Genomic DNA, 14,429 nt, shown 5'->3' with positions numbered 1-14,429 from the left:
GATTAGTGTACCCAAGCCATACGCTTATTGCATGGCATCCTGCACGTCTAGCCGGAGAGCGCGTTGATTTTATTTCGGTATCTAACTCGCGAAGTGTTACTCACCATGTCAGCGGTTGCTGGCATTCTGCTGCTGGTGATCATGGGCAGCCGCTTTATCCGCTATTTTTCGGACGCAGCGGAAGGCGATATCCCCGTCACCATGTTAGGCAGCCTGATGATGTTTCACCTGCCTGGCTTTATGGAGCTCATTCTACCGCTGTCGTTTTTTCTAGGCATCCTGCTCGCCTACGGGCAGCTCTATATGAATAGCGAAATCACTGTAATGGTCGCCTGTGGGATGAGCCCCACGCGTCTATTGAAGGTGACGTTGCTGCCTGCCAGCGTGGTGGCGGTACTAGTCGGTGTCTGTAGCTTGTGGTTGACGCCTTTTGGGGCGCTGCAAACCGAGACCGCGCTGGAAGAGCAGCGCAGTCGTCTGGATGTTTCCGTGTTGGCGCCGGGGCGTTTTCAAGAGTTCGGCGGTGGCCGTACCGCCTATATCGGCAGCTTCTCTAGCGACGGAACGGAAATGCAGGATGTGCTGGTGCACGAGMAGAACCAGCAGGGCGACGAAGGCACTCACGACTACGTTACCCGGGCGGCATCGGGCTATCAGGAAACCCGACTCGAAACGGGTAGCCGTTTTCTGGTGTTGGATGACGGCGAGCGCTACGGGGTGACGCCGGGCGATAAGAGCGCCGAGCGGCTCACGTTTGAGCGTTATACGTTGCGACTGGGGTTGAATCGTGACCGGCAGGAGCTGGATTCATTGGAATACGCCACCACGCCTGCGCTGTGGAATAATCCAAGCCCCCGTGCCCAAGCACAATGGCAGTGGCGGGCAGGACTCCCGCTTATGGTGTTTGTGCKGGCCTTGATGGCGCAGCCGCTTTCCCGGGTTAATCCCCGCCAGGGGCGCTTTGGTAAACTGCTGCCCGCGGTATTTTTATACGTCGCCTATCTCAGTCTGCTTCTGGCGGTGGTCGATGCTACTGGCAGCGGCACCTGGCCGACTACGTTGGGGGTGTGGCCGGTACACGGACTGTTCTTAGGGTTGGGCCTGCTAATGCTGTGGCGCTCGCAACGTAAGGGGATGCGCTGATGCTGAAGTTGTTAACGGTAGCTGATCGTCTTGATCGTTACATCGCCCGCAACGTACTGGCGGCCATTATCGTCGTCCAGTTCGTGCTGCTTGGGTTGGATATTACCATTGCCTATATCGATGATTTAGGTGATGTACAGGCGGGTTATACCGCGCTCGATGCATTGCTTTACCTGCTTATGCGCACGCCTTGGCGCTTTTATCAGTATGCCCCTGTGGCGGTATTAATCGGCGCGCTAATTGGCTTGGGCAGTATGGCCTCAAGTAACGAGCTCACCGTTATGCGCGCTGCTGGGCGTTCGCTGGCGCGCATCGTGTGGGGCGTGATGAAACCGGTGCTGGTGGTCGTCGTTGTGGTGCTGCTGGTCGCTGAGTATGTCAGCCCGCGCACCGAGCAGTATGCCGAGGCGTGGCGATTGGAAAAACTTCAGGGCGAAGGCGCTATGCTGACCAGCCGCAGCGGCTGGCAGATCGAGGGCGACAGCGTCTACCGTTTCGGGGCGATTCGTGCCGATGATGTGGTGCTCGACTTAACCCGCTATCGCTTTGATGACCGCCAGCTTGTCGAAGCCACCTACGCCCAGCGGGCACGTTGGGAAGGCGATGCCTGGCGGTTGGAAAACGTGGCGACCACGCGCATTTTTGACGACCACACCGAGTCCGAACAGACGGCAAGCATGGGCTGGGAAACGTCCTTTACCCCCACCCAGTTAGAGCGGCTGCTGCGCGATATCGAGAGCCAGGCGCCCAGCGAACTGTGGGCCTATGCCCAGTTCCTTGAAGCGCAAAACCTGCAGAATGACCAAGCGCTGCTGTATTTTTGGCAGAAGATGCTGATGCCGCTGACCATGGGCTCGCTGGTGCTGATTGCTGCCTCCTTTGTGTTTGGACCGCTGCGTACGGTGGCTGCAGGCACCCGGGTATTTTACGGCGTGATCACTGGGCTGAGCTTTAAGTATGTTCAGGATCTTCTGGCGCCCGCCTCGACGATTTTTGGCTTCTCGCCCGTCTGGGCGGTGCTGGTGCCGACACTGGCGTGCGCCGGGGTCGGGATCTACTTTCTACGTCGCAACGGTTAATGCCGCAACGGCATCGCTGCTGCTTATCGCCTGAAAACCGCCAATAAACAGCCAGGAGCTGGGAAAGAATGAGGGAAACACGACGCTTTACTCAGTTGGATAGCGTATGGCCAGCGGGCCTTGGCCGCCGTTTGGGCGCCATGCTGTATGACGGTTTTTTAGTCATTGCCATATGGATCGCCGTGACGGTCGTACATATGCTGTTTTTCCGTTATGTGCTTGGTCAGCAGCCCGAAGAGATTGGCACCACGGCCAGCGATATTTGGAGCCTGCGCCTCATGCTGGTGTTTTTTGTCACGCTGTTTTTTGTTTTTTCCTGGTCACGCGGTGGTATGACCCTGGGCATGCAGGCGTGGCGGCTGCGGGTGCAAGCAGCAGATGGCTATTCGCTGAACTTGAAGCAGTGCCTGATTCGCTGCGCGGTGGCGTGGCTCTCGCTACTGGCCTTGGGTTTGGGCTACTTATGGGTGCTGTTCGATAAACAGCGCCGTAGCTGGCCGGATATTGCTTCCAACACACAAACGGTGGTTTTGCCGAAAAAATAGTTTTACCGGGCATCGGCCATTTTTTTTGAAAAAAGCGTCGCTTCGACAATATCTTATCGCGCTCTTCATATTTACTAAGACGAATGGCTAGCAAAAAGCAGTAATTTCTACTTGATAAGATGTATGCGAATCATTTACATTCATCTCATGATTTCTATGAGGTGTCGCCATGTACGTTTGCGTGTGCAAGGGAGTAACCGACCATCAGATTCGCCAGCACGTTGACGACGGTGCGCGAAGCTGGCGAGAAGTACGCGAGGCAACCGGCTGCGCAACGCAGTGTGGTAAGTGCGCGTGCTATGCTAAATCTATTACCCGCGATGCCGTTCAGGAAGCGCGCCAGGAAGCCAATATGGGGCTCGCTTACGCCGTGTGACGCGAATCACTATTGTTAGGGTTATCTTTAGCAAACAACTGATTTACTTGAACTTTTAATCACCTTATCTATACTCTCAGAAACGCTGGGAGTATAGCTATTTGCGTCTATGCTCTTCTCCAAACGTAACTGCTTGATCGTATTGTCTAAACTAGATTAAACATCAGCATTACAGTAGAAAAGGTGACGTTATGAAAGGTGATACGAAAGTTATTGAGCATCTTAATAAGGCGCTCGGCAACGAACTGGTTGCGATCAATCAGTACTTTTTGCACGCCAAAATGTATAAAGATTGGGGTCTGAAAGCCCTCGCCAAATGGGAATACGATGAGTCCATCGAAGAGATGCAGCACGCTGACAAGATCATCGAGCGTATCCTGTTCCTCGAAGGTATCCCCAACCTGCAAGACCTGGGCAAGCTGCACATCGGCGAAAACGTCAAAGAGATGCTCGAAAGCGATCTAAAAATTGAGCACGACGGCCGCAACGACTACATCGAAGCGATCACCTATTGCGAAAGCGTTAAAGATTACGTGACTCGCGATATGCTGCGTGACCTGCTCGCCGACGAAGAAGACCATATCGACCACATCGAAACGGAACTTGGTTTGATCGACAAGGTGGGTATTCAGAATTATATGCAGCGTCAAATGCAGATGGCAGGCGACGAGTAAAACGCTATCGCGCGTATGTCGTATGTATAGAAGCAAGCTAGCAACCAAAACTAGCTAAAAAGCAGCCAGTCAGGGCTAACTGACTGGCTGCTTTCGTTCTAAAGTCTCCTTTTATCTATCGATTTTCCTGCTTCCCTTTTCCCCTATGCGTTCCTTCACTACTTMCCCATCTTCGCGGCAGCCTGGGTTTAGCGTTGAGGTGTGCCGATAGCCAACGGCGCTAACTTAGCCTGTGAGTGTCATAAGCCTGACATCGCCATGGTGTTGGATAGTTAATCGGGCATAGCAAGTTTAATAACTTAATCAGTCGTTTCTTAAGCTTAAGCAGGGGATTAACTCCATCATGATACTCAAACGCAGACCAATCCTATTGGCGCTGGCTGCTGTGCTGGCCGCCACGCAAGCGGCAGGTGCGGCAGATAAGCATTTCAACCGCATCGCCAGCTTCGCGGTTCCCGATAACATGGCCGAGGGCGAGGATCGTACACGCGAGACCGCGCCTGAAATCATTGCTGCCTCCGGTGATGGCATGACGCTGGTGTATACCGATAGCCCGCTGGGCGTGATCGGGCGCATCGATATCAGCGACCCGGCTAATCCGCAACCGCTGGGTAATATCGTTATGGACGGTGAGCCTACGGCCGTATCGGTGCTCGGCAATATGGCCTATGTCGGAGTGAATACATCGGCTTCCTACAGCGAACCTTCCGGGGAACTGCGTACGGTCGATTTAGCCAGTGGCGAGATACTCGCCTCCTGCCCGCTGGACGGACAGCCCGATAGTGTGGCTTCCGCTGCGGCCCCCGATGGGCGCTTTGTCGCTGTCGCCATTGAGAACGAACGCGACGAAGAGGCGGGTGATGGACGTGTACCGCAGATGCCCGGCGGTTCCGTGGCACTGGTGGAGATCAATGCGGAAGGGCTGGTTAACTGCGACAGCCTGCTCTACGCCGACGTAACCGGGCTCGCCGAGATCGCCCCCGAGGATCCCGAGCCGGAGTTTGTCGATATCAATACCCTGGGTGAGACCGTCGTCACCGTGCAGGAGAACAACCACCTGGTGGTGCTCGACTACGCCGGAAAGGTGGTGGCGGATTTCAGTGCCGGGACTGTCGAGCTGGACGGCATTGACGCCAGCGATGMCGGTGCGCTGATTTTCAACGAGCAGCAAGCCGAGCGCCTGCGTGAGCCGGACGCTTTGCAGTGGATCGACAACGACCACTTCGCTATTGCCAACGAAGGCGATATGGATGGCGGCGCGCGCGGCTGGACGATCTTCAACAAGCGCGGCGAGGTGGTATACGAGTCAGGTACTTCATTCGAGCGCGCGGTGATTGAAGCGGGTCACTACCCCGATAAGCGTTCGGATGCCAAAGGCAGCGAGCCGGAGGGGATGGAGCTTGCGGTGTTCGAAGGTACGCCCTATGTCTTCCTGCTTTCCGAGCGCGGCTCGCTGGTGGGCGTTTATGACGTTAGCAACCTGGCCGAACCGCAGCTCACCCAGCTACTGCCCTCGGGCCTGTCTCCCGAAGGCGCCGTGGCGATTCCCAGCCGTGGCCTGTTAGCCACCGCCAATGAAGGGGATCTGGGCGAAGACGGCGGCCCCCGCGCCCATGTCATGATTTATCAATATCAGGATGCGCCAGCGGTCTATCCTACCCTGACCTCGGCGGGCGCCGATGAACTGATCGGTTGGGGCGCACTTTCCGGGTTAGTCGCCACTGACGACGTACTTTATGCGGTCAATGACAGCTTCTACAGCGCCCAGCCGCGCATCTTTACCATCGACCCCTCAGCCTCCCCAGCGCGGATTACGGCAGCACTGGACGTGACCCGCAACGGTGAACCTGCGCTAGGCCTGGATATGGAAGGCATTACCACCGATGGTGAAGGTGGCTTCTGGGTCGCTTCCGAAGGTAACGACAAAGGCCTTGCCAACACCCTTTATCATGTGGGTTCCGACGGTGAGATTATCCAAGGAATTGCACTTCCCGAGGCGCTCGCTCAACAGGCATTGAAGTGGGGATTAGAAGGCGTCACGCGCATTGATGATCAACTGTGGCTGGCGTTGCAGCGCCCCTGGCAGGATGACCCCGAAGGCATGGTCAAGCTACTGCGTTTTGATATCGACAGTGGCGAGTGGGGCGCTGTTCATTACCCGCTGGATAACGTGGAACAGGGTTGGATTGGCCTCTCCGAAATCACCGCCCATGGCGATTGGCTGTATTTGATCGAGCGCGACAACCAGATCGGCGCCGAGGCTAAGGTTAAGCAAGTGACCCGCATTGCCCTGGATGGCCTGGAACCTGCCCCGCTGGGCGGTGAGCTGCCGGTGGCCGAGAAACAGCTAGTGCGCGACCTGATTCCCGACCTAGCCAGCTACAACGGCTTTGTGGTGGACAAGATTGAAGGAATGGCGATTAACGATAATGGCAACGCCTGGCTGGTCAGTGACAACGACGGTGTGGACGATAGCTCTGGCGAGACCTACTTCTGGTCGATACCGCTGGAGTAGTCCCTGCCTGTATTCGTCTATACCGCAGCAGCATGGAAGCGATAAACATGAGGAGTAGGGGAAAAAAGGAAGGATAGGCGAGATAGGAGAAAAAGCGAGGGCACGCATCAAACACGGTTATGTGGCTGATGTGTGCCCTTTTTTGTGGAGTGGCTCTTGTGTGGAGAATGTCTTGTGAAGAGCGTCCTGTGAAGAGAGTGTGGCGGTAACGTTATGGAGCGCCTAACTATTTAGCTGCCATCACCTCGCCGCTGTCCACAAACTGGCTCGGTACCGCCGGCTCATCAACGGCAAAAGTTGCCCGGCTTAGACGACGGACACGCTTCATAAACAGCGCGATGCAAAGGAGCGTACCTAGCGCCGCGACCACGTAGCTTAACTGCAGCGGCAGACCAAAACCGATCGGCGCGTAGGCTAAATAGGTAAAGGTGGCCATGGTCATAAAGGTGGCTGGGATCGAGGTGATCCAGTGAGGCTTACGCGACAGCACCAAGTACATGGTGCCTACCCACAGCGCGATCACGGCGGTGGTCTGATTCGCCCAGGAGAAGTAGCGCCATAGCAGTGTGAAGTCCATATGGGTTAGCGCGTAAGACACCACAAACAGCGGTAGAGCGACCATGACGCGCTTCATAATCGGCTTTTGATCGATCTTAATGTAGTCGGCGATGATCATCCGCGCGCTGCGAAAGGCGGTATCGCCCGAGGTGATCGGCAGCACAATAACGCCGAGCACGGCCAGGGTGCCACCCACCGCGCCGAGCATGGTGGTAGATACTTCGCTGACCACCGCGGCAGGGCCACCGGCCGCCAGCACATCGGAAAGCGACTGGTCGCCGTAGAACAGGCTCATGGCGGCGGCCGCCCAGATCATCGCGATAATGCCTTCGGTGATCATCATGCCGTAGAAGATTTTGCGCCCATTGGTTTCGTTTTGCGTGGTGCGCGAAATAATCGGCGTTTGGGTGGCGTGAAAACCGGAAAGCGCGCCGCAGGAGATGGTTAAAAACAGTAGCGGGAAAATCGGTGCGGCGTCAGGGTGCATATTTTGCAGCGAAAGCTCGGGGATCGGAGCGCCGGTGACAACCAAGCCAATACCGATACCTGCGGCGCTGAACAGCAGCAGGGCGCCAAAGTAGGGGTAGATACGGCCAATGACCTTATCGATTGGCAGCAGCGTGGCGATCAGGTAGTAAATAAAGATGGCAACAATGATCAGTGTCAGTGACAGCGAGGTCATATTGGCCAGCAGCGCCGCGGGGGAGGTCACAAATACCGTGCCGACTAACAACAGCAGCAAGATCGCGAAGCCATTGACGACGTGCTTCATCGCTTTACCCAGAAACTTGCCGGCCAGCTGAGGTAAGTGAGCGCCGTGGTTGCGGATTGAGATCATACCGGTCAGGTAGTCGTGCACGGCACCGGCAAAGATGCAGCCGACCACAATCCAGATAAAGGCCACCGGTCCATACAGCGCACCAAGAATGGGGCCGAAAATGGGGCCCACCCCGGCAATGTTCAATAATTGGATAAGCGAGTTGCGCGTGGTGTTCATCGGCACGTAGTCGATGTTGTCGCGCATGCTGAAGGCAGGGGTCTGACGTTTGCGGTTAGTCACAAACACGCGTTCAACGAACTTCCCATAGGTAAAGTAGCCCGCTATCAGCAGCAGGATCGATACGATAAAGGTGATCATCTAAGGTACCTAGAGCAGTGAGGGGAATGGGCGAGCATACCGGTGAGCATGCAAGCAGGTACTTCTTTAGCAGGGCTGAATTTACAGATAAGCACTATAAAATCACAGCTAGACTTTAGTGGGCCTTAAGCAAAAAAATGGACAGCCTAGTGGCTGCCCAATTTATCGGTTAGCAAAGGCAAATCTTAAGACTCAACGACGCCGCAGGCCATCCGGGTGCCACCGCCGCCCAGGTGGGGCTCATCTGTGTAGGTGTCGCCGCCTTCGTGAATCATCAAGCTGCGGCCAGGCATATCTTCCATGCTCAAGCGCGGCGCCAAGACGGGGAGATTGGCTTCGCCATCTTCATTAACCGTTAGCACCGGTAGATCGCCTAAATGACCTTCTCCATAGGGGCCTTGGTGAGTGCCGGTTTCCTCAGGGTCATAGTGTCCGCCAGCCGACAGTGCCGCGGTCATCTCGCCACTGTCATTCTCGGCGGGATCACAGCTGGCATTCTGGTGAACGTGAAAACCGTAGACCCCAGGCTCAAGGCCCGTCAACGAAGGTGTCAGCAGTAAGCCGTGATCCGTATGCTCAAGGGATACGGTACCGATTGACTCTTCATTACCCTCGGTGCTGACTTTATGCATCTCGACATCAAGCGTTTCATTGGCTTGTGCCGCTGAGGTGGCGAGCAGCAGCGAGGCGGCAATAGCGGTAAGCGGTGTTGAGAAACGTATAGTTGAATAGCGCATGTTGATCTCCTTCCGAATCCATGGAAACGCTGTAGCAGCGTTGCTTACTCAAGGTAGTTGGCTAGCAGTTACATTGCCAATTTAACGTGCCGAAGCAAAGGATACATCGTGCAAATTCAATAACGTAGCAGCGAGTGTCTGAGTGCGCGGCACCAGTGTATCCAGCAAACAGTACTCTTCGTCAGTGTGCATTTTTGCGCCGATAGGGCCAAGACCGCACAGAGTGGGAATGCCCAGGCTGGCCGTCCMGCCCGCATCAGAACAGCCGCCAGTGAATTCGCCGTCAACAGCAAACCCGATCGCCTTAGCCTGAACCTGATAAAGCTCAAACAGCGCGCTGCTCATACGCGCTTCGAGAGGATAAAATTCAGAGGTTTGTTCTATGGTCGCAAGAGTGCCGGGAACGTCGGGTTCCGCGATAATCGCCTCAATGGCTTTATACAGCTGATCACGCTGGGCAGTGGTTACAAAACGAGTGTCCAACTGTGCTGACGCGAAAGGCGCGACGGTATTGCGTGACACGCCTCCGGCGATGGTGCCCACATTGGTGGTGATGCCTGCCTCATAGTCGGTTAACGCATGCAGCTTGATGATTTTTCGAGCGAGTGTTTCTATCGCGCTGGCGCCATCGGCATGGCTAACGCCCGAGTGGGCGGCCTTGCCAGCGACTTCGATTAAGAAACCAGCGCCCCCTTTGCGGCCCGTCACCACATTGCCGCTGACCCGCCCTGGCTCGACATTTAAGGCGGCGCGTGCCCCCTGGGCAGCCGCTTCGATAAACGCCCGCCCATCCGGCGAGCCAATTTCCTCATCGGCGGTAAACAGGGCGCGAACGGGTAGGGGGCAGGTGGGCAGGCGGCTTAGCGCACGCATAACAAAGCAGTTCATCACCAGGCCGCTTTTCATATCGGCAACGCCTGGGCCAAAGCCGATATTGTCTTGCTGGGTATAGCCTCGGCCCGCCACCGTACCGGTGGGGAAAACCGTATCCCGGTGGCCCATGAGTAAGACATGGCCTTGACCCGTTCCCCCCAGATGAGCTTCCAAAATATCGCCTGAGTCAGGGCGCTGGTGGCGTATAACCGTGATGCCATCCTGCTCAAGCCACTGAGTGATCAGGTCGGCGACCGCATCGGTACCCGCTTTGTCATAGCTGTTGGAGTCGATATTGACCAACGCCTCAAGGCAATCTTGCATCGCCTGCTGCTGGCCTTCCAGCCACGCGCAAACCTGTTGGGTTAGTTCGTCTTGCATAAGGCTTTCTCTCTCATGATGTCTGATCCTTGGTCACTCAAATCCCAGAATAGCCCCGCCATTAAGATCAGTGCCTCTGAAGCGATGCTCCCCAATAGGTGTTCGTCAGGCGCGTGCTGGGAGCAGGAGGGGTAGGAGTGTGGAACCCATAGCGTGGGTAAGCCCAGGGTTTCGGCAAACACATCGTTGGGTAACGAGCCGCCTAAGTTGGGTAGCAGCGTCGGCGTTTTATGGGTGGAGCGTTGCATAGAGGCCAACGCCCAGCCCACCCAGGGGTCTTCAGGATCGAGTCGTGTCGCCGCCATTTGCGACATGCGCGCAGCGCTTACCTCAATATCGTGATAGCCGTGTTGATCCAGATGATGGCGTAAATGGACTAGAAAATTGTCCTGGTCGCTGCCCACCACATAACGCAGTTGGCAGTGGGCATAGGCCTTTGGCGGAATAGCATTGGCCGGGGCATCCGGGTTGCCCGCCTTCATGGCGAGTACTTCTAAGGTGTTCCAGCCAAACAGTCGTTCAGCGGGCGATAGTCCTGGCTCACCCCAGTTAGTGTCGATAGTGGGGGCATTGTCGCCGACGCCGACTTCCAATGCGGCGAGCGCTTTACGCACGGCTTCGGGTATTGGGTCAGGCCGTAGGCCTTGGATTTGAATAACACCGTTGGCATCCACTAGTGTGGCGAGTGCATTGGCCAGACGCACCGCAGGGTTTTTTAATACGCCACCCCAGTTGCCCGAGTGGTGAGCGCCTTCACGGGCCTGGAGTTTAAGGTCGAAATTGAAGGAACCCCGTGAACCTAAAAACAGCGTGGGAGCGTCGGCATTCAAACGTGGCCCATCTGAGCCAATAAACACATCGGCGGCGAGGCGGTCACGGTAGCGGTGGCAGATCTCTTTTAAGCCAGGGGAGCCCGTCTCCTCGCCCATTTCCAGCACCAGCTTAACGTTATAGCCCAGGCGCCCGTTGCTCGCTTTCAGCACGCAGCCCAGCGCGGCTAAATTGATGGTGTGCTGGCCTTTGTTATCCGCCGTGCCACGCCCGTACCAGCGATCCCCTTGCTGGGTGATTTTCCAGGGCGAAAGCCCTTCAGCCCATTGGTCGTCATAGCCGCGGATGACATCGCCATGACCGTAAGTTAATACGCTGAACGAGGCTTCTGGCTCAAGGCGTTCAGCAAGCAGAAACGGCCCAAACCCTTCCGCCGGGTTATCAACAATGTCCCAGCTAAAACCGAGCTGCTCAATATCCGGAATGATCTGTTCAGTAAGGTAGCGGTGAAGCTCTTCCTGTCTATTCGATTCCTGGCTTTCGCTGCGGATGGCAATGCGCGGGGCAAGCTGGTCATAAAAATCGCCGCTGTCAAAGTAAGATTTGGCTTGATCTAAGGCGTGTTGGCGCGTCATAGGCACTCCTTTTAACGTTAATATTGATTAAATATGTTTAGGCAAGGTGGCAGGCGACACGCGCCTGGCTGCCCTTGCCAAAAGCTTGACCGGAAGCATGCGTAATAGCGCTCAGCTTGGGTGTCTGCTCTGAGCATTGCGGTTGAGCGATTGGGCAGCGGGGGTGAAAAGCGCAGCCTGAAGGTGGCTGAGTGGGGTCGGGCTGGCCTGCCCCCAGGCCTATGTCGGGCACGCCTAGACCTGGCTCCGGGGTCAACGCGGAAGCGAGTAGCGCTTGGGTATATGGGTGGCGTGGTGAGGTGAAGATTTGCTCACGGGTACCCTCTTCGACAATCTGGCCTAGATACATGACCGCGAGCCGGTCCGCGAGATGTTCGACCACGGCGAGGTCGTGGCTAATAAACAGGTAGGTAAGGCCAAACTCATCTTTAAGGTCGAGCAGTAGATTGAGGATCTGCGCCTGGATCGATACATCCAGCGCGGAAGTGGGTTCGTCACAAATCACCAGATCAGGGCGCATAATCAGCGCTCTGGCAATTGCCACCCGCTGGCGCTGCCCCCCTGACATTTGCCCGGGGTATTGCTGGGCGGCGCGTTTGGGTAGGCCGACCAGGTCAAGCATCTGATCGACCTTCGCTGCCTGTTCACGGGGCGTGCCTAGCGCGTGAATACGTAGCGGTAGACCAACGATCTGAGCAATCCGCTGGCGTGGGTTAAGCGACGAATAAGGGTCTTGGAAGATCGGCTGTATATGCCGGGCCAGTGCCTTTTGGTTAGCGTTAACAATCGCTTTGCCATTGATCAGCACATCGCCCGAACTAGGGGGTGTCAGCCCCAGCAGCATCTTGGCCAAGGTGCTCTTGCCACAGCCTGATTCGCCCACCAGCCCCATCACCTGGCCGCGCGGAACGCGTAGCGATACCTCATTGACTGCTTTTAAGGTTTGAGGCTTATGTAGCATGCCACCGCCCAGTTTGAACGTTTTAGACAGCGCGCAGAGTTCAAGGGCAAGAGGATCCATACTGTTTGCAGGAGAGGTGGTGCTTGTCATGACGTTACCTCCTGATCGTTTAGTGGCGCTGGGCTGGCTAGCTGATGGGCAAAGTGGCAGCGTGAAAAGTGCTCGCCTGCCACTGCCTGTAAGGGGGGCGTGGTTCGGCACCGCTCATCCGCTTGATCGCAGCGATTGCAAAAGGCGCAGCCCTCGATCTTGCCTACCAAGCTGGGCACTACGCCTGGGATCGCCTGCAAACGACTGCCTGGCAGTGTCTTGCCGGGCGTCGGTATGCAGCGCAACAAACCTTGGGTATAGGGATGGCTGGGGGCTTTAAAGAGCGCCTGTGCAGAGGCGGTTTCAATCACTTCGCCGGCATACATCACGGCGACCCGGTCGGCGATACGCGCAACGACACCCAAGTCGTGGGTGATGAAAATGATCGCCGTGCCAAACTCCTGCTGTAAGTCGCGTAGCAGGTGCAGAATTTGCGCCTGAATCGTCACATCTAATGCAGTGGTGGGTTCATCGGCAATGATCAAATCGGGCTCACACATTAGTGCCATGGCGATCATCACCCGCTGGCGCAACCCGCCCGAAAGCTGGTGGGGATATTGGCGCATTCGCTCTTCTGCAGCGCTAATGCCGACTCGTTCAAGCAAATAGAGGGCGCGGTCATGGGCCGCTTTACGTGACACCCGCTGATGACGAAGCAGGGCTTCGCAGAGCTGATTGCCCAAGGTATAGGCGGGGTTGAGTGCGGTCATGGGTTCCTGAAAAATCATCGCCATGCGTGCGCCACGTAAATTGCTGCGTTCGCGCTCAGAAACCGTGAGCAGATTGACACCGTCAAAGTTGAGGCAATCGGCGTTTATCTGCGCCTTGCCCGGTAGCAGGCCCATTAATGCCAGTGAGGTCATGGATTTACCACAGCCTGACTCACCTACAAGACAGAGCATTTCTCCACGCTCAACGTGAAAGTCGATACCCCGTACCGCGTGAAGGGKGCCCTTTGCCACGGGCAAGTCGACGCGCAGCTGTTTAACCGTCAGTAGAGGCGAGCTTGTTGCCGCGGAATGCTCAGCGGTTGATAGATTACTCATTGCGGCCTCCCGGTGCGCTGAGATCGCGCAGTCCATCACCCAGCAAGTTAATCGCCAGCACTAGCATAAACAGCGCGCCGCCGGGGATCGTAATCACCCAGGGCTGAAAGAACATATAGGTTTTGCCTTCGGCGATCATTAGCCCCCAGGAGGGCGAGGGTGGCTGCACACCCATGCCTAGAAATGACAGCGTTGCTTCGAGCAAAATGGCGTTGGCGACCTCAAGGGTGGCGACGACAATCAACGCGCCTGCAATGTTAGGAAGCACTTCGCGTAGCAGAATGTAGGGCAGAGGGCAGCCCAACGCCTGGGCGGCTTGCACATACTCGGCATCGCGCAGTTGCTGGGTGGCCGAGCGGGCGACGACCGCGAAACGATCCCATAGCAGCAGGCCTAGCAGTAGCGTAACGGTTAGCATTGATCCGCCGATCAGCGAGGCCATGGCCAGCGCCACTAACACCACGGGCATGGCTAGGCGGGTGGTCAGCAGGTAACTCACCACCGCATCAACGCGACCACCAAAGTAGCCCGCCAAGACCCCCAGAGTGGTACCAATCAGGCCGGAAATCAGCGCGACCACCAACCCAATAAACAGCGAAATTCGCGCGCCAAAGATAAGGCGGCTCAGGTAGTCGCGGCCAAGGCGGTCGGTACCTAAGGGGTGCGTCCAGCTACCGGTGTCGTGCCAAAAAGGCGGCACCATGCGATTAGCGGTGTCCTGTAAGTAGGGATCATGGGGAGCCAGCCACGGTGCTAGAAGCGCCACAATCCCCAACGAGGCAATGATTAAGAGGCCGATGGCCAAGCTGCGATTATTGAGCGTGCTGCGCCATAGACGCGTCTGCCAAGCAGGAGGTAATTGGCTTTGTAGCGCGGTAGCCGATGGGGTAAGAGAGTCTGTCATGGT

13 protein-coding genes are annotated in these 14,429 nt (G+C 56.4%); 6 read left to right on the top strand and 7 right to left on the bottom strand.

The genetic code is table 11. The features are described 5' to 3' along the window. Nucleotides 1-63: 63 nt before the first annotated feature. The 6 genes from lptF (at nt 64) to HALO_RS19975 (ending at nt 6,332) form a co-directional block, all read left to right on the top strand. Nucleotides 64-1,143 (top strand): LPS export ABC transporter permease LptF, encoded by a 1,080-nt coding sequence (gene lptF, locus HALO_RS20000; protein WP_092490876.1) that lies wholly within the window; start codon nt 64-66, stop codon nt 1,141-1,143. Continuing rightward, nucleotides 1,143-2,222, top strand: coding sequence for an LPS export ABC transporter permease LptG (gene lptG / locus HALO_RS19995; RefSeq protein ID WP_035576594.1), 1,080 nt, complete (start codon nt 1,143-1,145; stop codon nt 2,220-2,222). The genes lptF and lptG overlap by 1 nt, the downstream gene beginning before the upstream one ends. 68 nt (nt 2,223-2,290) lie before the next feature. Further along, nucleotides 2,291-2,767 carry an RDD family protein gene (locus HALO_RS19990; RefSeq protein WP_035576595.1) on the top strand — a complete coding sequence of 159 codons (477 nt, stop codon included), beginning with the start codon at nt 2,291-2,293 and terminating at the stop codon, nt 2,765-2,767. Between the two features lie 169 nt (nt 2,768-2,936). After that, nucleotides 2,937-3,143, top strand: coding sequence for a (2Fe-2S)-binding protein (locus tag HALO_RS19985; protein WP_035576596.1), 207 nt, complete (start codon nt 2,937-2,939; stop codon nt 3,141-3,143). 191 nt (nt 3,144-3,334) lie between these two features. After that, nucleotides 3,335-3,817, top strand: coding sequence for a bacterioferritin (gene bfr / locus HALO_RS19980; RefSeq protein WP_009288515.1), 483 nt, complete (start codon nt 3,335-3,337; stop codon nt 3,815-3,817). A gap of 343 nt (nt 3,818-4,160) precedes the next feature. Further along, complete coding sequence (locus HALO_RS19975) at nt 4,161-6,332, top strand: esterase-like activity of phytase family protein (RefSeq protein ID WP_050713931.1); 2,172 nt, start codon at nt 4,161-4,163, stop codon at nt 6,330-6,332. 226 nt (nt 6,333-6,558) lie between these two features. Here HALO_RS19975 and HALO_RS19970 read toward each other — a convergent pair whose 3' ends face one another. From HALO_RS19970 to HALO_RS19940, 7 genes are all read right to left on the bottom strand, one after another. Further along, complete coding sequence (locus tag HALO_RS19970) at nt 6,559-8,028, bottom strand: carbon starvation CstA family protein (RefSeq protein ID WP_035576598.1); 1,470 nt, start codon at nt 8,026-8,028, stop codon at nt 6,559-6,561. A gap of 185 nt (nt 8,029-8,213) precedes the next feature. Then, on the bottom strand, nt 8,214-8,765 hold the full coding sequence (sodC, locus tag HALO_RS19965) for a superoxide dismutase family protein (protein WP_035576599.1): 552 nt from the start codon (nt 8,763-8,765) through the stop codon (nt 8,214-8,216). A gap of 81 nt (nt 8,766-8,846) precedes the next feature. Beyond that, the gene (locus HALO_RS19960; protein ID WP_050713930.1) at nt 8,847-10,019 is read right to left on the bottom strand and encodes a M20 family metallopeptidase; all 1,173 of its coding nucleotides are present in this window, start codon (nt 10,017-10,019) and stop codon (nt 8,847-8,849) included. Next, entirely contained in the window at nt 10,004-11,425 is a 1,422-nt protein-coding gene (locus HALO_RS19955; protein ID WP_035576602.1) for a M20 family metallopeptidase, read from the bottom strand. Before HALO_RS19955 ends, HALO_RS19960 begins: the two co-directional genes overlap by 16 nt. Before the next feature lie 37 nt (nt 11,426-11,462). Beyond that, complete coding sequence (locus tag HALO_RS19950; protein ID WP_081899009.1) at nt 11,463-12,476, bottom strand: ABC transporter ATP-binding protein; 1,014 nt, start codon at nt 12,474-12,476, stop codon at nt 11,463-11,465. Beyond that, on the bottom strand, nt 12,473-13,522 hold the full coding sequence (locus HALO_RS19945; protein ID WP_050713929.1) for an ABC transporter ATP-binding protein: 1,050 nt from the start codon (nt 13,520-13,522) through the stop codon (nt 12,473-12,475). The genes HALO_RS19950 and HALO_RS19945 overlap by 4 nt, the downstream gene beginning before the upstream one ends. Further along, nucleotides 13,515-14,426: an ABC transporter permease gene (locus tag HALO_RS19940; RefSeq protein ID WP_035576603.1), complete on the bottom strand. Its 912-nt coding sequence runs from the start codon at nt 14,424-14,426 to the stop codon at nt 13,515-13,517. The genes HALO_RS19945 and HALO_RS19940 overlap by 8 nt, the downstream gene beginning before the upstream one ends. Nucleotides 14,427-14,429 lie beyond the last annotated feature (3 nt).

The organism is Halomonas sp. R57-5 (genome assembly GCF_900070345.1).
Classification (GTDB): Bacteria; Pseudomonadota; Gammaproteobacteria; order Pseudomonadales; family Halomonadaceae; genus Vreelandella; species Vreelandella ventosae_B.
Note: the sequence above shows the minus strand (reverse complement) of the source record. Positions and strands in the feature narration are given on the sequence as shown.